At 69.1% G+C, this 17,542-nt stretch carries 16 protein-coding genes and 1 pseudogene; 6 read left to right on the top strand and 11 right to left on the bottom strand.

The genetic code is table 11. The features are described 5' to 3' along the window. Positions 1–74: 74 nt before the first annotated feature. The 7 genes from BFN33_RS02335 to BFN33_RS02305 form a co-directional block, all read right to left on the bottom strand. Positions 75–869: an SDR family NAD(P)-dependent oxidoreductase gene (locus BFN33_RS02335; protein ID WP_069758137.1), complete on the bottom strand. Its 795-nt coding sequence runs from the start codon at positions 867–869 to the stop codon at positions 75–77. After that, positions 869–2,095, bottom strand: coding sequence for an NAD(P)/FAD-dependent oxidoreductase (locus BFN33_RS02330; protein ID WP_069758136.1), 1,227 nt, complete (start codon positions 2,093–2,095; stop codon positions 869–871). The genes BFN33_RS02335 and BFN33_RS02330 overlap by 1 nt, the downstream gene beginning before the upstream one ends. A gap of 4 nt (positions 2,096–2,099) precedes the next feature. Continuing rightward, complete coding sequence (locus BFN33_RS02325) at positions 2,100–2,921, bottom strand: mesaconyl-C4 CoA hydratase (RefSeq protein WP_069758135.1); 822 nt, start codon at positions 2,919–2,921, stop codon at positions 2,100–2,102. 1 nt (position 2,922) lies between these two features. Further along, on the bottom strand, positions 2,923–4,311 hold the full coding sequence (locus BFN33_RS02320) for an MmgE/PrpD family protein (RefSeq protein ID WP_069758134.1): 1,389 nt from the start codon (positions 4,309–4,311) through the stop codon (positions 2,923–2,925). Between the two features lie 10 nt (positions 4,312–4,321). Further along, on the bottom strand, positions 4,322–5,500 hold the full coding sequence (locus BFN33_RS02315) for a cytochrome P450 (protein ID WP_069758133.1): 1,179 nt from the start codon (positions 5,498–5,500) through the stop codon (positions 4,322–4,324). Next, positions 5,497–5,688, bottom strand: coding sequence for a ferredoxin (locus tag BFN33_RS02310; protein ID WP_069758132.1), 192 nt, complete (start codon positions 5,686–5,688; stop codon positions 5,497–5,499). The genes BFN33_RS02315 and BFN33_RS02310 overlap by 4 nt, the downstream gene beginning before the upstream one ends. Before the next feature lie 532 nt (positions 5,689–6,220). Then, the gene (locus BFN33_RS02305) at positions 6,221–7,030 is read right to left on the bottom strand and encodes a MarR family winged helix-turn-helix transcriptional regulator (protein ID WP_069758131.1); all 810 of its coding nucleotides are present in this window, start codon (positions 7,028–7,030) and stop codon (positions 6,221–6,223) included. A gap of 149 nt (positions 7,031–7,179) precedes the next feature. On the opposite strand from BFN33_RS02305, the gene BFN33_RS02300 reads away from it, so the two are divergent. The 4 genes and pseudogenes from BFN33_RS02300 to BFN33_RS49250 form a co-directional block, all read left to right on the top strand. Then, entirely contained in the window at positions 7,180–8,337 is a 1,158-nt protein-coding gene (locus tag BFN33_RS02300) for an ABC transporter substrate-binding protein (RefSeq protein WP_069758130.1), read from the top strand. A gap of 700 nt (positions 8,338–9,037) precedes the next feature. Then, the gene (locus BFN33_RS02295) at positions 9,038–9,580 is read left to right on the top strand and encodes a YbhB/YbcL family Raf kinase inhibitor-like protein (RefSeq protein ID WP_069758129.1); all 543 of its coding nucleotides are present in this window, start codon (positions 9,038–9,040) and stop codon (positions 9,578–9,580) included. A gap of 205 nt (positions 9,581–9,785) precedes the next feature. Then, positions 9,786–10,553 (top strand): dioxygenase, encoded by a 768-nt coding sequence (locus BFN33_RS02290; RefSeq protein WP_069758904.1) that lies wholly within the window; start codon positions 9,786–9,788, stop codon positions 10,551–10,553. A gap of 61 nt (positions 10,554–10,614) precedes the next feature. Then, positions 10,615–10,825: pseudogene (locus BFN33_RS49250) on the top strand (ABC transporter substrate-binding protein); the annotation flags it as partial. 4 nt (positions 10,826–10,829) lie between these two features. On the opposite strand, the gene BFN33_RS02285 reads toward BFN33_RS49250, so the two are convergent. The 4 genes from BFN33_RS02285 to BFN33_RS02270 form a co-directional block, all read right to left on the bottom strand. Next, positions 10,830–11,771 (bottom strand): SDR family oxidoreductase, encoded by a 942-nt coding sequence (locus BFN33_RS02285; RefSeq protein WP_069758128.1) that lies wholly within the window; start codon positions 11,769–11,771, stop codon positions 10,830–10,832. 184 nt (positions 11,772–11,955) lie between these two features. Then, entirely contained in the window at positions 11,956–12,264 is a 309-nt protein-coding gene (locus tag BFN33_RS02280) for an antibiotic biosynthesis monooxygenase (RefSeq protein ID WP_069758127.1), read from the bottom strand. Then, a complete protein-coding gene (locus BFN33_RS02275) occupies positions 12,261–12,818 on the bottom strand; it encodes a flavin reductase family protein (protein ID WP_069758126.1) in 558 nt (185 codons plus the stop codon). The genes BFN33_RS02280 and BFN33_RS02275 overlap by 4 nt, the downstream gene beginning before the upstream one ends. Positions 12,819–12,829: 11 nt before the next feature. Continuing rightward, positions 12,830–14,020, bottom strand: a complete 1,191-nt coding sequence (locus tag BFN33_RS02270) for an acyl-CoA dehydrogenase family protein (protein ID WP_069758125.1) — start codon at positions 14,018–14,020, stop codon at positions 12,830–12,832. 781 nt (positions 14,021–14,801) lie between these two features. Between BFN33_RS02270 and BFN33_RS02265 the strand changes: the two genes are divergently transcribed. Together BFN33_RS02265 and BFN33_RS02260 are read left to right on the top strand one after the other, a co-directional pair. Then, positions 14,802–16,436 (top strand): amidohydrolase, encoded by a 1,635-nt coding sequence (locus BFN33_RS02265; protein ID WP_069758124.1) that lies wholly within the window; start codon positions 14,802–14,804, stop codon positions 16,434–16,436. Between the two features lie 152 nt (positions 16,437–16,588). Then, a complete protein-coding gene (locus tag BFN33_RS02260) occupies positions 16,589–17,419 on the top strand; it encodes an alpha/beta fold hydrolase (protein WP_069758123.1) in 831 nt (276 codons plus the stop codon). Positions 17,420–17,542 lie beyond the last annotated feature (123 nt).

Genomic DNA, 17,542 nt, shown 5'->3' with positions numbered 1-17,542 from the left:
TTCTTGTCGCTCTGACACGTGGCGGTTGCGGGACGAGGACGGAAGCCAGGGCCCCAACGTCCCGGACAGCACAACTAGGAGGCCGCGCCGTCGACACTCAGCACTGTGCCGGAGGTGAAGCCGGCGTCCTCTGAGACCAGATAGGCGACGGCCGAGGCGATCTCATGGGCCGTACCGGCTCGACCGGCCGGTATCGCCGCCCGGATGGCGGCCTGGTCGGCGTCGGGGAGTGTGTCGAACACCCTCCTCACACGGCCCTCCTCGGGCAGGACGAGCCCGGGGGAGACCGCGTTCACGGTGATCCCGCTGCGGGCGAGGTCTTTGGCGAGTTGCCTGGTGAAACCGTTGATCGCCGCCTTGGATGTGGCATACGCAAGCCGTGCGCCGACGGTCCCGGACGGGCCGGAGAGGCCACGTGACACCGCGGACGAGAAGGTGACGATCCGGCCGTAGCCGTTCCGGCGCATGATCGGGACGGCGTACCTGCAGCACAGGAACGCGCTCGTGACGTTGTTGTCCAGGACGGTGTGCCAGGTCTGCGACGACACTTCTTCGATGTCGCGCACCTGCTCGGTCCCGCTGCCGCCCGCGGTGTTCACGAGCGCGTCGACGCGCCCGCGAGCGGCGTCGATCTCCGCGAACGCGTCCGCGACGAGTTCCTCGCTGGAAAGGTCGACCGGGATCGTCGTGACCGTGGTGTCCGCGAACTGGCGCTCTATCTTCTGTCTGGTGTGTTCCAGGCCCTCCTTCTGCAGGTCCAGGAGGGCGATCGCGTATCCCTCACCGGCAAGGCGGAACGCTATCGCTGCGCCTAGTCCCTGAGCCGCCCCTGTGATGACCGCTGTCCGCCGGTTCGCCACGTCACCCATCACTGATACTCCTTGCTGAAGACTGTTGAGGGCACGAACTCGCCGACGGCCTGCCAGCTCAGTTCCTGGCGCAGGCGCGCGCGCAGCTTGACGAATTCGGCGCGCCGCTCGAAGGCCAGCACGCCCGTCACCGCCTTGCCCCGCCGGTAGAGGAAGAGGGAGCCGTCCTCGGCGCGGCTCTCCACGATCTCCTCGTCGCCGGTCAGATGACCGGCGAACTGGATGCGGACGCCGTGCTGGTCCGACCAGAAGTACGGCACGTTCGTGAAGCCTTCGCCCCCGCTCCCGCGGATGCGCTTCACGGCGTTGATTCCCGCGGCGCGTCCTTGCTCGGCGGCGCTGGTCCAGTGCTCGATCCGCATCACCGTGTCGAACCGCGCGTTCGGCCAGCGGACGATGTCGCCGGCGACGAACACGTTGTCCGCCGCCCGGAGAGTGGCATCGGCCAGGATCCCGTTGTCGAAGGTCAGGCCGGAGTCCTGGAGCCAGTCGATCGACGGGCGAACGCCGACACCGACGACGATCACGTCGGCGGGAACCCGCGTGCCGTCGTCGAGCACCAGCGAGCGGCGTCCTTCGTGCTCGCTGACGTCGACGACACCGCTGCCCAGGAACAGGCCGACGCCCGCCTCCCGATGCAGTGCCGCGTAGGCGTCGGCGACCGGCTCGCCGAACCGCCCCAGCGGCTTCGCCGCCAGGTCGATGAGGGAGACAGTGCGCCCTGCCTTCACGAGCGTCGAGGCGAACTCGCCACCGATGAAGCCGGCTCCGACGATGGCGACACAGGCCGCCGGATCGGCGACCGCCGCACGCAGGGCGGTCGCGTCCTCGAAGCGGCGCAGTGCGTGCACGCGGGAACGACCGGCGAACAGTGGCGGGATCACCGGCTCGCACCCGGTCGCGATGACGAGCGCGCGATACGTCAGCGGTCCGTCCGGCAGGAGGACGGTGTTCGTCCTCGTGTCGAGCGCCTGGGCACGGGTGTTGAGTCTGAAGTCGACCCCCTGGTCCCGCAGGCCCGTGGCGAAGGGATAGACGAGCGCGTCCACGTCGAGCCGGTCGTGCAGGGCGACCTTGGACAGCGGCGGGAGCTCGTACGGCAGGTGCGGCTCGTCGCTGATGACCGTGACGCGCAGCTCCGGGGCATGGCGCGCGACGGCTTCCGCGGCCCGCAGGCCGGCGGTCGATCCGCCGACGATGGCGACATCGGTGGTGGATGGGGTCACGGTCTCAGACCTCCGTGAGGGTGCTCACGGCGGCGACGGTTCCGTCGGCGCCGCGTGCCTCGGCACCGCGCTCCAGCCCGTCCGCGCCGGGGACGACCGTGATGGTCTGCGGTTTGGTCAGCGGAGAGACGAACCGGTAGCCGAAGGTGCGGCCCCGCAGATCGATGCCCTGGCGGCGGAGGTGCTCGCCCGTCATGAGCGCCAGCAGGGGCCCGTGGATGACGAGACCGTCGTACCCCTCCCGCCTGCACCAGTCCAGGTCGTAGTGGATGCGGTGCGCGTTGTAGGTCAGCGCCGAGAACCGGAACAGCAGCCGCTCGTCGACCGCGAGGGCCAGCGCCGGCCCCGCCGGGGGCGTCGTCGTCGCGGGCGGCGGCGGCAGCGCACCGGAGCCGGGAGCGCGGTAGACGATGTCCTGTTCCTCCCGGATCACCAGTTCGCCGTCCTGGAAGATTTCCTGGAGGACGGTCGTCAGCGTCAGTGGCCCGGTCCTGCCCACCTTGTCGACGGATCGCTTGACCGAGGTCACCTTGGTCGCGGGCTGCCCGATCACGAGGCGGCCCAGCGTCGTCACCCGGCCGCCGCCGAACATCCGTCGGCGTCCCGGGCCGGGAGGCGCGGGGATTCCCGTCGCCGGATGGCCGTCCTCGCCGAGCTCGCGTTCCGGGCCACGCTCCAGCAGGTAGGTCCAGTGCCACAGCGGGGGTACCGGGTCTCCCGCCGCGTGCGGGATCTCGATGTCCAGCGCGGCCGCCAAGGCCTCCGTCGGCTCGGACGCGATGACCTCGGTCCGCTCGACCGTTCGCGCCCCCTCGCTCGTGACCATGTCATTCTCCTTGTCTTCCTACGCGAAGAGCGCGCAGGAGCTCCGACAGGTCCGGAGCGTCGTCCAGGTTCTCCACCGCACGCACCAGGTCTCGTGCGACCTCGTGTCCGTAGGGCGCGAGCACTGCCTCCGCCTTGTCCACGACCTCCGCGTGGGAGAGCGGGTTCTGCGCCGACCCCTTGGCGGTGGTGGGGTTGCCGGCGGGGAGTGTCACCGTCTCGCCGTCCATGAACTCCACCGCCAGCCGCGGCCCGTCCTCCAGTTGGATGCTGCTGTCGACGTGCATCGAGATCTTCTGGAACGTGGCGCGGATGCCGGGCTCGTCGATGCGGGGCGGGTCGAACTGGTCAAGCCCGACGCTCCTGTTGTGCAGAGCGATCGTCACGGCGTACGGGAGGCTGAACTGTGCGTCGAACACCGTGTGGATGGGGTCGATCGACAGCATGTTCACCGCTGTCTCCCCTGCTGTGATCGAGATGTGCCGCACATGTTCGGGCTTGACGTCCCGCTCCTGGATGAGAGCGAGCACTGTGTCGATCGTGGAGTGGCTTCCGCGGCAGCAGGCGTAGGGCTTGATGTACGCGGTCGCGACGTTGAAGTCGGCGCCGAGGTCGTGCAGTGCCTGCTCCGGGTGTCCCTGCCCGCCGTTGTAGACGGCGAACAGGCCGCCCCACTCGGCCTCGAAGATGTGCCGTGGGCCGGTGATCCCGGCGCGCGCGAGCAGCGCCGCGTCGACACCCGTCTCCCCGGCCTTGCCGGGATGGATCCGCTTGGTCCACGCGCCGTCGTCGATGAACGCCCAGACGCCGCCCGTGAACGATCCAGCGATGCCGAGCGCGTCGGCGAAGCGCTCGGCGTCCAGGCCCAGGGCCTTCGCGCCGGCGGCGGCAGCGGCGAAGCTGCCCATGGTGCCGCTGGAGTGCCAGCCCCGGTCGGTGTGCGCGGCGAAGCCGCCGAGCGCCTGCAGGGTCCGGTAGCCGATGTCGTACCCGGCGATCGTCGCCGCGATCAGCGCCCGCCCGTCGGCATCGGTCGCCTCGCCGACGGCGAGGGCCGCCGGCAGCACGGTGGAGCCCGCGTGGCCCGGTCCGCCTCCGTCGTCGAAGTCGCGCGCGTGCGCCGACGTCCCGTTCGCGAGGGCGGCGTGTGACGGCGGGAGCAGGAACGGTGTCCCCCAGACGAGGCTGCCCGCCCCGGTCTGCTGCACGCTGGTCAGGGCGGCCCTGACTCGCCGCGCCTCCTCGGTGCGCACCCCGGCGAGCGCCACCGCCAGCGTGTCCAGGATGTTGTCCTTGACCCGTCCGACGACCTCGGCCGGGATCTCGTCGAACGGCAGGCCGGCCCAGTGTGCGGCCAGACGTTCCGTCAGTGACCCTTCGGTGTCCGTCATCACGCCCCGCCTACGACTTGAGGTCGACGGTGAGCGACTTTACGAGCCACCGGCCGCCGGCCTGCCCGATCTCGGTGTCCTCCTCGACCACGACGGCGTAAGGGAAGTGCTCGACCAGGAAGGTGACGACCTCTTCCATCTCGACCTTCGCGAGCCCTTGTCCGAGGCAGTTGTGGCTGCCGGTGCTGAAGGTCAGCGGCTGGTTGCGCTCACGTTCGAGCACGAAGTCCGACGGGCTGTCGAAGCGCGCCGGGTCGCGGTTGGCCGACCACACCGCCACGTGCACGTCCGAACCGGCGGGAACGACGGTCCCGTTCAGCTCGACGTCCTCGGTCGCGATCCTGCTGATGACGCCGGGCCGGGGATACAGCCGAAGCACCTCGACGACCGCCGCCGGGATCAGCGCCGGATTCGCGACCAGCCGCTGCCAGACCGCCCGGTCGCGCAACAGCGTCCATACGACCAAACCCGTCTGGTGCGTGGTGTTGACGGAACTCGCCTCGAGCATGGCGGCCGCCTCGTTGAAGAGCTCCTTCTCGGAGAGCTTGCCGGAGGCGTGCTGCGCGACCAGGAACGAGAGCATGTCGTCGCCCAGGCCCTGTGCACGCTTGCGCGCGACCAGGTTCTCCAGGTAGGCGAACAACTCGTCGTACGCGCCGACGATCACCGGTGTGAGGCCCGGGTCGCGGTTCAGCAGCGACAGCGTCCGCTCCGAGAGGCTCGCGACCTTGGGGGCGTCCTCGACCGATGCGCCGGCGAGGTGGCAGTACACCCGCGCGGGCAGACGCCGGTCGACGGCACCGTGGAAGTCGACCGGCGCGGACGGGTCGAGGTCGGCGGCGAGGTCCTGGATGATCCGGCGCAGGGCGCCGCGGATGTTCTCGACGGTCGCCGGTCCCATGAAACGGGCCAGCGGCGTGCGCAGCCGGAGGTGACGCGGGCCGTCGGCCATGAGCAGGCTGTGGGCACGAAAGTCGTGCACCGGACCGTCGGTGATGCCGAAGTCCTCCATCAGCTTGAGCGCGGCGTTCTGGAATCGCTTGTCGCGCAGCACGGAGGTCGCGAGCTCGAAGCTCAGGACGGTGTAGCCGGCCGAGCCGAGCGCGAGGGGGCCCTCGGTCAGGGCGCCGCCCGGGTGCGAGAGGGCATCCGGGGAGAACGGTTCGAAGTGCGGCAGTGTCGTGGTCATGAGCGTGAGATCGCCCCCAGCGGACAGCAGAGGATGACTTCCTCCAGCTCGTCCGCACGAGCGTCTTCGACTTCGGTGGTCAACTGCTCGAGCAGGCCGTTCTCACCGATCCGGAACACGTCCGGCATCAGTGCCGCACAGGTGCCGTTGGCGTCGCACCGGGCGAAATCCACTGTGACCTCGACCATCGCGGGACTCCTTTCTCGCGGAGCCCTCCCGGTGAAACGGTCCCGGTGGATCGGTGTCGCGCCAAGAGGGCGGGCTCCAGCTGTTCCTCAACACTGAGTCAGGCCACGACATCTGGCAAATATCAAAAGTTTTCCTCATCCATACAGCAGAGGTATGGGAGGGGGGCTGGCCCGCGTGAAGGCCCCCCTCGCCCAAGGGAAAGCGGCCGACGCGGGAGCGCTCATCCCGGACGAGTTGCTCGATATGTTCGCCTTCTCCGGCACGGCCGAGCAGGTCGCCGTTCAGGCTCGCCGACTCATTGAGCAGGGTGGAGTTCGGTACCCCGCACGGCCTGAGCGAGGACCTCGGTGTCGACCTGCTCGGGACCCGGGTCCTTGCGCTGCTCGACCCCTGACCCGTCGCGCTCGTCAGACACGCATGTGCCGCAGCAGCGACTCCCCGTGGAAGGTCGCGGAGAAGGCTGACCCGATCCATGCCTGACAGCCCACGGTTCCCCAGCAGGCGTGAAACGTCGCGAGTCAGGCACTTGATCTATCGCGATGCTGCAGACATCGGTACGTACTCGGGCCACCGCTCGCGCAGCCGACGGAACCGGGTCTGGGCCTGACGGCGGTCGGGCATGCCGAGCGCAGAGGCGATCTGTTCCCAGGTCTGCCCCTGGGCGCGGGCACGGTCGATGAGCTGGAGTTCGGTGAAGTCGACAGCGCTGCGGGCGTCGGATATCCGGGCCAAGTCGGCGGTGAGGTCCTCGCCGGTCTGAGTCTCGGCGGACGCGCTGATGTCCTCATCCTGAGGACAAGCTCGGGAACTGTCAGCGTCATCTTCGAGATGACCACGATGACCAACGAGGGCCTGTCTGCCCGAGGCAGGGTCATCGCCCGGATCTTCACGAATCTCGGACCGCAGCAGCGCTGTGCAGATCCCCTCCAGCTCATCGAGCTGCCGGGGACTGAGCGCGTCGAAGACCGCCGAGCGCACCGCCGCCACATGCCCCGGGGCGATGGCCGCCACCTTGGCATATCCCGCGTCGGTCAGTACGGCGACGCTGCCCCGTCCGTCCTCGGCGGCACGCTCGCGGCGGACCCATCCCCGGCGCTCCAGGCTCGCCACTTGATGGGACAGCCGCGATTGAGAGCCGCGGGCCATCGACGCCAGGTCGGTCATGCGCATGGCCCGCGCCGGTGCCTCCGACAGTGCAGAGAGGACCCCGTACCCGAAGTGCGTCAGGCCGGCGTCACGCTGCAGCTGCGCCTCGACCTCGTCGGGCAGCAGGAAGAGCACGGCCGTGAAGAGCCGCCACACCCGCTCTTCACGCGCAGTCAACCACGGCACCTGTTCCATCGCACCGACGATACGACAGCCCTGTCCGGCCCGTGCGGGTGGCGGGGGAGAGGCCGGTGTGACGCGCAATACTTGACGCCTCAAGTAGATCGGTCGTAGTGTCGCCACCAGTTACTTGAAATCTCAGTCACCTTGAAGGGCTCGGTCCCATGACCTCATTCAGCAGGCGGCGGATAATCGGCGGCGCGGGTGCCGCACTGGGCGCGACGGCACTGGGCGCGTCGATCACCGGAAGCGCCGCCGCGGCAACCGGGGGCACCGCGAACTCGGCGTTCCGGCCCGGCAGTCACGTGCGGGAAGAGAAGAAGTCGCTCGACGAGCTGTACGCGGACGCCAGGCGTGAGGGCGGCGAACTCGTCATCTACGCCGGCGGCGACCTCCCTGACCAGCAGGACGCAACAAAGCAGGCGTTTGTCTCGCAGTTCCCGGACATCAAGCTCACCATGGTCGTCGACTACAGCAAGTACCACGACGTACGCATCGACAACCAACTCGCCACGGACACGCTCGTCCCCGACGTGGTGCAACTGCAGACCGTGCAGGACTTCGCCCGGTGGAAGGCCATGGGCGTGCTCCAGCGGTACAGGCCGGCCGGCTTCTCCGCGCTGTACCCCCAGTTCAGGGACCCGGACGGCGCATGGGTGAGCATCGCGGTCTTCGCCTTCAGCTACATGTACGACCAAACCCTCGGCAGCGACGCCCCCGCCACACCGCGGGCCTTGGCCGACCCGCGGTGGAAGGGTGCCATCTCCTCCACCTACCCGCACGACGACGACGCGGTCCTGTACCTCTACAAGCTCTACACGGAGGCGTACGGCTGGGACTGGGTACGCCGACTCGCCGCACAGAACGTCGAGTTCGGCCGCGGCAGCTTCACCCCGATCGTCTCCGTCGCAGGCAAGCAGAAGCTGGTCGGAATCGGTGGCGCCGGCTCGCTGACCGGGCCCATCGCGCCCAGCGTGAAGTGGGCTGCGCCAAACGGCCACCCGTTCATGGCCTGGGGGCAGCGGGCGGCGATCCTCGCCCGCGCCAAGCACCCCGCCGCGGCCAAGCTCTACCTCAACTGGCAGCTCTCCCGCGCCGTGCAGGAGCAGTCCTTCGACGGTTGGTCGGTGCGCACCGACGTCACTCCGGCAGGCGGGCTCAAGCCGATCTGGGAATACCCCAACGCCCATCTCGACGGCTTCCCGCGTTTCATGGCGGACCGCGCCGAGGTCGAACGCTGGAAGCAGACCTTCGCCCTCTACTTCGGCGAGGTACAGGGCGCCCCCACACCGGGCTCACTCGGGCTGCACCCCGGCCAGTAGTCCCCAAATGTGTCAGCCACGGGCTGATTTGGGTTTTGGATCAATGTTGGTGCCAGGGCCACGGAGGGGCACCAGCTCCCCGATCATGAACCCCCAACCACCGAAAATGCAGCCTGACGCCAGCTGACCCCCGCGGCCACCATCCGGCGCCGGACAACCGCCCGCCAGAAATCCATCCACCATCGCATGCAGAAGCCGTCGCGATCTGTGCGACGTCGCGGACTCAGCTGCGTGGCACGGCGGCTGAGGTCCGCGAACGATCCCAGCTCAATCGCCTCGCCGTACACCGTTATCCACGTGCTTGCGCGGGACGGGTCAGGGGTGGCCCCGCCCGCCCGGGGCGCCGCAAGCCGCGAGGAGGCGGGGTCGCGGCAACGGTGTTGCGCCCACGGTTGCTCGACCCGATGAACCGGCCCCGTGTCCGCGCAGGCCACCATGAGGATTCTGCGTGGTCGGGGTGCTGACGTCCCCGAACGACGCCGGCGGCTCCGGACCCATAGGCCCGTGCCCGCCGGCCCACGACATCACTCGCCGCTACCGGATCACTATGTAGGCCCTCGAGACCCCGAGTCCGGTCCTGCCCGCCACCAGCACGCCCGCCGGGGCCGCCTTCACCCTGAGCCGCCACATCCTGGGCTACGGCCGCATCACGGCCACCGCCCGACAGTAATCCCGTAATACCCCGAAAGGAAAAGACGCGATGAGCGCCAACGACCCCTTCGCCCGCCTACCGGAGGCAGCGACCTTCATCGTCACCAGCACCACCGTCGCCGATGGCGCCGCCTGGGCCGCCGAGCAGTTCTCCGGCGCCTTCGGCGTGCCCGGCGGCAAGGACGTCTCCCCGCAGCTGTCCTGGAGCGGCGCCCCCGAGGGCACGAAGAGCTACGCCGTGACGGTGTACGACCCCGACGCCCCCACCGGCTCCGGCTTCTGGCACTGGGCCGTGGTCGACATCCCGGCCGGCGTCACCGAGCTGCCCGAGGGTGCGGGCGACGACACCGGCTCGGGCCTGCCCGAGGGCGCCTTCCAACTGCCCAACGACGCCCGCGCCGCCCGCTTCATCGGAGCCGCCCCACCCGCCGGACATGGCACGCACCGCTACTTCATCGCGGTCCACGCCCTCGACGTCGAATCCATCGGTGTCCCGGCGGAAGCCACCCCGGCCTACCTCGGCTTCAACATCGCCAGCCACATCCTCGGCCGCGCGGTCCTCACGGTCACCGCTGAGATCCCAGCGGCCTGACGAACGGCCGTGCCGAGCGGTCTCGCCCTCGGCCGTCGCCGAGACCGCTCAGCACACGCATCGGAGTTTGTGCCCACACCGAGGCCTGTCATCACCAGGCTCGGCAGCCCGGCCGACACATCCGGGTGTGCTACGGCCGGCAATAGCAGGCGTAACTGCCCTAATTTGCAAAATTCAACTTCGCCAGCCGAAGGGGAAGGAACCCATCGTGAAGACTCCCGCGCTCTACCTGAGCCACGGCGCTCCGCCGCTCGCCGACGACGCGCTCTGGACCAGCCAGCTCGCGGCATGGTCGGCGACGCTCGCCAAGCCCGAGGCGATCCTCATGGTCTCCGCGCACTGGGAGGACACGCCCACCACGCTCGGCGCGACGACCACGGTGCCGCTGACCTACGACTTCGGAGGCTTCCCCGAGCGCTACTACCAGGTCGCCTATCCCGCGCCGGGCGCGCCGGAGCTGGCCGCGAAGGTACGCGGGCTGCTCGGCGGCAAGGTCGCGGACGCGCCGGAGCGAGGCTTGGACCACGGCGCATACGTGCCGCTCAAGGAGATGTTCCCCGAGGCTGACATTCCTGTCCTGCAGATGTCGATGCCGACCCTCGACCCGCACGGCCTGTTCGAGCTCGGCCGCCGACTCGCCCCGCTCCGGGACCAGGGCGTGCTGATCATCGGCAGCGGGTTCTTCACCCACAACCTGCGCGGCATCATGATCGGCGCAGGGGTGAACGAGGCGCCCAACTGGTCCAGGGACTTCGACGCCTGGGGCCGCGAAGCCCTGGACACGGGCGATCTGGACGCGCTGCTGGACTTCCAACACGCTGCCCCCGCCGGCCGTATCGCGCACCCGCACACCGAGCACTTCGCCCCGCTGTTCGTCACCCTAGGGGCCGCAGCCGACGAGCTCGACACCCAGAAGACCGTGATCGACGGCTTCTGGGGCGGCCTCGCCAAGCGCTCCATCCAGTTGGGCTGAACCCTGCCCCATTATCGGGCGCCGCGGGCAGCGATGGCCCCGCCCCACCGAGGAGCAGTTCTTCGACAGTTGGTCGATGCGCACCGACGTCACTCCGGCAGGCGGGCTCAAGCCGATCTGGGAACACCCCAACGCCCATCTCGACGGCTTCCCGCGTTTCATGGGGGACCGCGCCGGGGTCGAATGCTGGAAGCAGACCTTCGCCCTCTACTTTTGGTGAGGTGCAGGGCGCCCCCACGCCGGGCTCACTCGGGCTGCACCCCGGCGCGTAGCGTGCTATGAAACCCGCGCGGCTATCTCGTCGTAGCGCAATGACTTGCAACGCTCCATCACAGAGCGCAAAGAAACAGGTTCCTGGCCTGTTATGTGCTTCACATGGTGGGACATGACGGCTTGGTAGCCCTCGGCAATCGCGACTTCCGCGGATACCAACTCGTCACTGGCCCACATGTGCCCGTCCGCGCTCGGCGGCATGTCGGGGTCGTAGGTCCGGGGAATCCCCACGGAGTCGTAGAACGCAAGGCGTTCTTCGGCCGAGACCGGCGCGTACTTGACGGGGACGCCGTGGACTTCGGTACCGATCGCCGCGATGTCGTGGAAATTCAGCAACTCGCCGCCGGTGATCTCGTAGACGGCGCCGGGGTGCCGCTCGTTCTGCAGCAGGCACATGGCGGCGCAGTTGGCGACATCGCTCTTCGCGACCGGCGCGAGGAAGCCGTCGCCCGTCGCCTGCCTGAGCAGACCGGTTTCCACCCCGGGCGCCACAAGAACGTTGCTCACGATTTCGGAGTAGAGGGAGTTCCTGAGAATCGTGTACGCCAGACCGGAGGCTCGCAGATCGATCTCGGTCTGACAGTGGTCCTGGGAGGACAGAGCGGGATTGTTCGGCTGCACGCCTCCCACCGAGGTGTACACGATATGGCGGATACCGGCCCGCTGTGCCGCGGAAATCGCGTTCCGGTGCTCAGAAACCCTTCGCCCGAGATTCAGTCCGCTGATCAGGAAGAGAATCTCCCCGCCGCTGTACGCGGCGTCCAGGGAACCGGCGTCCCGGTAGTCGCCCCGGCGGACGCGTAGCCGCTGTGTCTCGCTTCGGCCGAGCCTTTCCGGGGTGCGCGTCACAAGTGTCAGTTCGGCAGCCGGATCCGCGGCCAGAAGCAGGTCGGTGACGCGGTGCCCCAAGTCTCCTGAGGCCCCGCTGATGACGATGCGACCCATGGTGTGTCTCCTGTTCGTCTTTTTCGAAACGTCTGCAGCGCGCGTCAGCGTGCGAACAGAGCCGGCCTGTCGGGCACGAGGGCCTTCAGGCTCAAGGGCAGTGGGGCAGTGGGGCAGTGGGGCAGTGGGGCAGCGAGGCGCTGAAGCAGTGAAGGCGACGCGGGCCGTGGGCAGCCGCGGGTGGTCACCCGGCGGTCGTGCCGTCTTCCTGCGCCGCGTAGTGGACGACCCGGGGCCTGGCGACACAGTGCGGTGCGACGGCCTCGGCGAAGGCTTTCGCCTGCGGCGTTCCGGGGAAGACCTCGGTGTGGTCCTCGAGTCGTTCCCACCCGACGCGCAGCAGGTAGGTGTCGGGTTGGTCGACGCTGCGCAGCAGTTCGGCGGACCGGCACCCGGAAGTCTCCAGCAGCAGGTGCCGGGCCGTGGCGAAGTCCGCTTCGAGCCGGCCGCCTGCCCCCGGGCGGACGAGCAGTTCGGCGTGCTCGTAGATCATCCGTCCCCCTCGTCGCGTCCGGGCGCGGTGCCCGAGGCGCTCAGGTCCAGGAAGCCGCCGCGCAGGAAGATCAGCGGGGGATCAGTGGCGCGCAGTTCCAGCGACTCGACGCGGCCTACCACCTGGTAGTGATCGCCGATGAGGTCGACCTTGAACCTCGTGCATTCCATGGTGACGATCGCCTCGTCCAGGAGGGGCAGGCCGCGAGCCGACAGGTGCCAGTCCACGTCGAGGAAGCGGTCCTCGCTGCGCCGGGAGAACGCCTTGCACAGCTCGCTGTGGCCGTGCCCGAGCACGTTGACGCCGAAGTGGCTCGCCTCGTAGAGGCGCGGCCAGGTCTTGGAGGACCGGTCGACGAAGAAGGCGATGAGGGGCGGGTCCAGCGACACCGAGGTGAAGGAGCCGACGGTCATCCCGACGGGCCCGGACCTGGCGCTCGCGGTGACCACCGCCACACTGGTCGGGACGTGCCCGAGGGCGCGCCGGTAGTCCACGGGGTCGCCGGTGGCGGCAGGGGTGCCTTGTTGCGCGGTGAGGGCAGGTGTGTTCTCCATGGTCGCTGTCCTCACAGAGCGATCGTCGGTTCTTCGTTGCCCAGCAGCAGTCGGCCGTAGGCCTCCCGGCCGATCTCGGGGGTGACGAGGGCATGTCGGGCGGCGGTCTCGGAGTCCCGCCAGATGCGGTTCAGCACGTTGACCTCGGCGAAGGAACCGGCGCCGTTGGCGGTCAGCAGTGCGCCGATCGCGTCTGTGACCAGTTCGGCCACCACGCCCGTGTCATTGCGGATCCGGGCGCGGGTCTCCAGGTCGGGCAGCCGGCGCTCGTCGGCGGCCCGGTCGAGGTCGAGGCATATGCGGTTCAGCGTCAGCTCGGCCAGGTGCAGCTTGGTGGCCGCGTGGGCGACGCCGATCTGGTGGGTGGGGGAGAGCCTGGCCTCCTGGTAGCTGGTGTAGGCCACCGGCTTGAGGGGGAGTTTGGCCCGGGTGATCTCCAGTGCGTGCCGGCCCAGACCGATCTGCGGTGCGACGAGAATGGCGGCGGCGACCGCGTTGAAGGACATCGACGCCATGCGCTCATCGGTGTGCGGCGTGAGATAGCGTCCCTCGAACATGTCCTTGACCGGCTGAATCCGGTGATCGGGCACGAAGTGGTCTTCGATCACGATGGTGTCGCTGCCTGTGCCCTGCATCCCGGCGACGAACCAGGTCGGTTCGATCGTCCAGGTCTCCGCCGGGATCAGCGCCAGCGCCAGCTCGCCGCCCTCGATGGGTATGCCCAGAGACCCCCAGTCAGCGGTGAAGGAACCCGAGGCGTAGGGCCAGCGGCCACTGACCAGGTAGCCGCCGTCGACCCGCTCCGCCTTGCTGCCGGGGGAGAAGACGCCGCACACCTTGGCTTTCGCGTTCGCACCGAAGATGTCCTCCTGGGCCTGGGCGGAGGAAGTCGAGGCGAAGCCCGTGCCGACGGTCATCAGCGCGGCGATCCACCCGGTCGAGCCGTCACCACGGGCCACCTCCGCCACGGCCTCGACGGCGGTGCGCAGCGTCGCCCCCTGGCCGCCGTACCGGTTGGGCACGAGCAGACGGAAGACGTCCGCGTCCTCCAGTGCCTTGATCACCTCGGGGGCCACCCGACGCGCCTCGGAACCTTGTGTGGCGTATTCACGGATCAGCGGAACCAGGCTGGTGGCGCGGCCCACCAGTTCGGCGTCAGGGATTTCGAGCTGCGGCACTGCGGCGCTGGACGACATTGTCATGGTGCCTCTCCCAGAGAACGACGTGGGCCGATGAAGGTCATGACCGACGTAACGGAGTGATGTCAGCCAGCATGCGTATCCGTTTCGAGGGGCGTAAAGACCAGGGACTTCACCGGAAGTTCGGGCCTGTGATGCATCAGGCGCATGACGCCGCTCCCGCGCGGCCGGGTACCGGACCCGGCGTGACATCGACACCGACCAGGTGGAGGCGATCGCCGTCTGAGGCAGGGTCCGGCTCGTGTGGCCGTCGCGCGCGGCAGGCATCGACGGCCAAGGGAACGCCCGTTGCCCTGGCCGGCGCCTGCCGGCTCGGGCTCTTCCCGCTGTCCATGGGCCGGTTCGACGGCGACAACCTGGTGTGCGGCTGCCAGCGTGGCGTACGGCCCCAACGGGCGCTGCACGCGGATGCCGGCCCAGGAGATGCTCAACCCCTCAGCGGCCGTGACGGCGTACTGTCCTCGGGCGAACTCCAGGTTCGGGCGATCCTGATGACCGGTCACAGGACCGCGAAGAACACGACAGGGGAGACCGCGGTGTCCCACACCCTCCGTCTCCAAAGGCGTGGGCCTTCCATGTCACCTGACCAGCCCGTCCGGCTGTCGCGCTTGTCGGCCAGCGTCCGCGCAATGTGGGTAGTCCAGGCCTCGGCGACGGCCGTAGCGTTCCGCCAGAGACTCAGCTGACAGGCGGACCTTTGCCCGCGGCTCCCTATCCCGCGCCCAGCAGACCTGACGACGTGAGCCGCCCATACCGAAGGCGGCAGTAGAAGGAGACCGGGAAAATGGTCACGAAACCGACGGCGGATCTGCTGGTACTGGCGGGTGCCGTGCAGACCATGGAGGCGGCTTCCGCGCCGGTGACCGCCCTCGCCGTGCGCGACGGCATGATCGCGGCCGTGGCAGGACCCGCCGGGGCAAGCGATCTGCTTGCCACCTGGCGCGGTCCGAAGACCGTCATCCTCGACGAGCCGGGACTGGTGGTGCTTCCTGCGTTCGTCGACACGCACAACCATCTGATGCTCACGGCCTGTGACGTTCTCGGGGTTCCGGTGTCCGAAGCCCGCGACATCTCCCAGCTCGTCGGTCTCGTCCGCGAGCGAGCCGAACGCACTCCGCCCGGGCAGTGGGTCGTCTCCGGTGCCGCTTGGCACGAACTGCAGCTGGCCGAACGCCGGCTTCCCACTGCCACCGAGCTCGACGGCGCCACCACCGACCACCCGGTGCTCGTTCTGCGAGGCGGCCACAACGGAGTGCTCAACACAACCGGGCTGCGCGCGGCGGGCATCGACCGGGACACTCCGGACATGCCTGGCGGCTTCATCGCACGCGACCCAGCCGGCCATCCGACCGGCTGGGTGCAGGGCGGAGGGCTCGTACGCGCGCGGAGGGTATTGCCCCCGCTTCCCGAGAAAGGCCTTGTGGCGGCCCTGACCCAGACGGCGGCGCGGTACGCCGCCCATGGACTCGGTACCGTGCGCGACCCAGCGGTGACCCCTCAGGAATGGCGCACCTACGTGAAGGCGCAGGCCGCCGGGCAGTTGTCCGTCCGCAGCCACGCCATGATCTTCTCCCCGAGGGAGGCCATCGAGGCCGCGGGATCGATCGACGCCTACCTCGACGCCCTTGAGGAGGAGGGGTTCGAACCGGGCATCGGCGACGGACTTCTGCGCCTGTGGGGCTTGAAATTCATCCTCGACGGCGGTGCGGAGGCGGCGGCACTGGAGCAGCCCTACGCCGGCCGGCCCGACTACCACGGCGAGCTCAAGTGGAGTCGCGACGATCTCGCCCATGCGTTGGCGACCTGCGTACGACGGGGCTGGCCGGTCGGGACCCACGTCATGGGCGACCGAGGCATCGCCCTGCTCCTCGACGCCATCCGCGATGCCTCCGAGCAGGTCGGCCCCATTCCCGCAGGGAGGCTCGTGATCGAACACGGTGGCCTCATCGGCGACCGTATCGCCGACGCCGTAGCGATGGGCGTGCACATCACCGCCCAGCAGGCGTTGCTGGACGGGCTCGGCCAAGCCCTGATCGGCGCGTGGGGCCGGGAACGGACGGCCGCCCTGTTCCCCTGGCGGGGGCTTGTCGACTCCGGCGCCTGGGTCAGCGCCGGCACCGATCACCCCATCGGTCCGCTCAACCCCATGCGTGCGATCCACGGTATGACCACCCGGGAGACTCCGGCTGGAGTGCTCGGCCCGGAACACGCCGTCAGCCGGGCGGAAGCACTACGGCTCTACACCGTCACCGGAGCACGGTTGCTCGGCGCTCCAGCCACCGGGACGCTCGTGCCCGGTTCTCCGGCCGACCTGGCGATCTACTCCACAGACCCGTTGACCTGCCCGGACGCCGAGCTGTTCGGGCTCACCCCTGCCGCCACCGTGGTGGCAGGGCGGCTCGCGTACCGCAGCAGCTGACAGAACGCATGGCTGAGGTGGCCGCCTCGGCCCCCGTTGTGACCCTGCGCCCGTCCCGGTGCAGCCACCCGCTCATGCTCACTTCGTGACCCGCTCGACCACGTGCCTGACGACCCGTCACCAACACGTGCACCATCCAAGGGAGTTCACTCATGCCGTACCTGGAGCACGCCGACGCGAGAATCTTCTTCACCGACGAGGGATCCGGGCCGGTCACCCTCATGCTGATCCATGGGCTCGGAACCGACTCGAACGACTGGAACTGGGTGGTACCGCTGCTTCGCGACCGGTACCGCGTCGTGTCGTTCGACCTGCGTGGGCACGGCCACTCGACCTCTTCCGCAGGGTCCGCGCTCGCCGACTTCGCCTACGACGCCCTCGCGATCGCCGACCAGATCGGCTGTCAGCGTTTCGTGCCGGTGGGTCACTCGCTGGGCGGGGCGATCGCCGCCCATCTCGCGGTTGAGCACCCGGACCGCGTGCAGGCGGTCATCGGGCTCGACGCGGCGTACGCCCTGCCACCGTTCGTGATCGATCTGTGGGAGGCGGAACGTGCCCAGTCCCTCGACAAGAAAGCCAAGCTCCCGGACTTCTTCTTCACCTCACCGGTGATGCAGTCATTCCTGCTGACCTGGGTGGCCCGGCGTGTCGAGGCCATGCACCCCGTCTCGTTCTGGGCCGCCTATGACGGCCTCGCGGGGGGCCCGGAGCGGATGTTCCACGCGTCGCCCGAGGCCGAGGCGTACCTGCGCCGGCGCGCCTGCCCAGTACTGTCGATCTCCGCTTTGCCAGGGCGCGCCGGGTGGGAGACGGCGCTGTTCAGTCATCCCGCCTCGCGCGCGCTGGAATGGGAAGGCTCGTCGCACTACCTGCACCTGGAGCGTTATCGCGAGCTGGCGGTGGTGGTGTCGGGCTGGCTCGACGCGTTGACTGCGCAGGACGCGCTCGCGGCCGGCGGTGCGACACCAGCCGGTGCGCCGTGAGCGTCGACAGAAGCCTCCTTGCTGTCCGATGCGGATACTGACCGCTGCGGTGCAATTCGGTGGCCGCAGCACGTCGCTGGGGAGGCTGCGCCAGAATGGCCGTCGCCCAGGCGCCGTTGCCGG

The organism is Streptomyces sp. LUP47B, from assembly GCF_001746295.1.
GTDB lineage: Bacteria > Actinomycetota > Actinomycetes > Streptomycetales > Streptomycetaceae > Streptomyces.
The sequence above is the reverse complement of the archived record's forward strand: the minus strand, read 5'-3'. Positions and strand labels throughout refer to the sequence as shown.

Excerpts from the sequence above, each read along its gene's own strand:
- BFN33_RS02275 (WP_069758126.1), bottom strand. The coding sequence starts at position 12,818 with ATGGAGAACACACCTGCCCTCACCGCGCAACAAGGCACCCCTGCCGCC.
- BFN33_RS02260 (WP_069758123.1), top strand. The coding sequence starts at position 16,589 with ATGCCGTACCTGGAGCACGCCGACGCGAGAATCTTCTTCACCGACGAG.
- BFN33_RS02280 (WP_069758127.1), bottom strand. The coding sequence starts at position 12,264 with ATGATCTACGAGCACGCCGAACTGCTCGTCCGCCCGGGGGCAGGCGGC.
- BFN33_RS02320 (WP_069758134.1), bottom strand. The coding sequence starts at position 4,311 with ATGACGGACACCGAAGGGTCACTGACGGAACGTCTGGCCGCACACTGG.
- BFN33_RS02335 (WP_069758137.1), bottom strand. The coding sequence starts at position 869 with ATGGGTGACGTGGCGAACCGGCGGACAGCGGTCATCACAGGGGCGGCT.
- BFN33_RS02285 (WP_069758128.1), bottom strand. The coding sequence starts at position 11,771 with ATGGGTCGCATCGTCATCAGCGGGGCCTCAGGAGACTTGGGGCACCGC.
- BFN33_RS02305 (WP_069758131.1), bottom strand. The coding sequence starts at position 7,030 with ATGGAACAGGTGCCGTGGTTGACTGCGCGTGAAGAGCGGGTGTGGCGG.
- BFN33_RS02315 (WP_069758133.1), bottom strand. The coding sequence starts at position 5,500 with ATGACCACGACACTGCCGCACTTCGAACCGTTCTCCCCGGATGCCCTC.
- BFN33_RS02295 (WP_069758129.1), top strand. The coding sequence starts at position 9,038 with ATGAGCGCCAACGACCCCTTCGCCCGCCTACCGGAGGCAGCGACCTTC.
- BFN33_RS02310 (WP_069758132.1), bottom strand. The coding sequence starts at position 5,688 with ATGGTCGAGGTCACAGTGGATTTCGCCCGGTGCGACGCCAACGGCACC.
- BFN33_RS02300 (WP_069758130.1), top strand. The coding sequence starts at position 7,180 with ATGACCTCATTCAGCAGGCGGCGGATAATCGGCGGCGCGGGTGCCGCA.
- BFN33_RS02265 (WP_069758124.1), top strand. The coding sequence starts at position 14,802 with ATGGTCACGAAACCGACGGCGGATCTGCTGGTACTGGCGGGTGCCGTG.
- BFN33_RS02325 (WP_069758135.1), bottom strand. The coding sequence starts at position 2,921 with ATGGTCACGAGCGAGGGGGCGCGAACGGTCGAGCGGACCGAGGTCATC.
- BFN33_RS02270 (WP_069758125.1), bottom strand. The coding sequence starts at position 14,020 with ATGACAATGTCGTCCAGCGCCGCAGTGCCGCAGCTCGAAATCCCTGAC.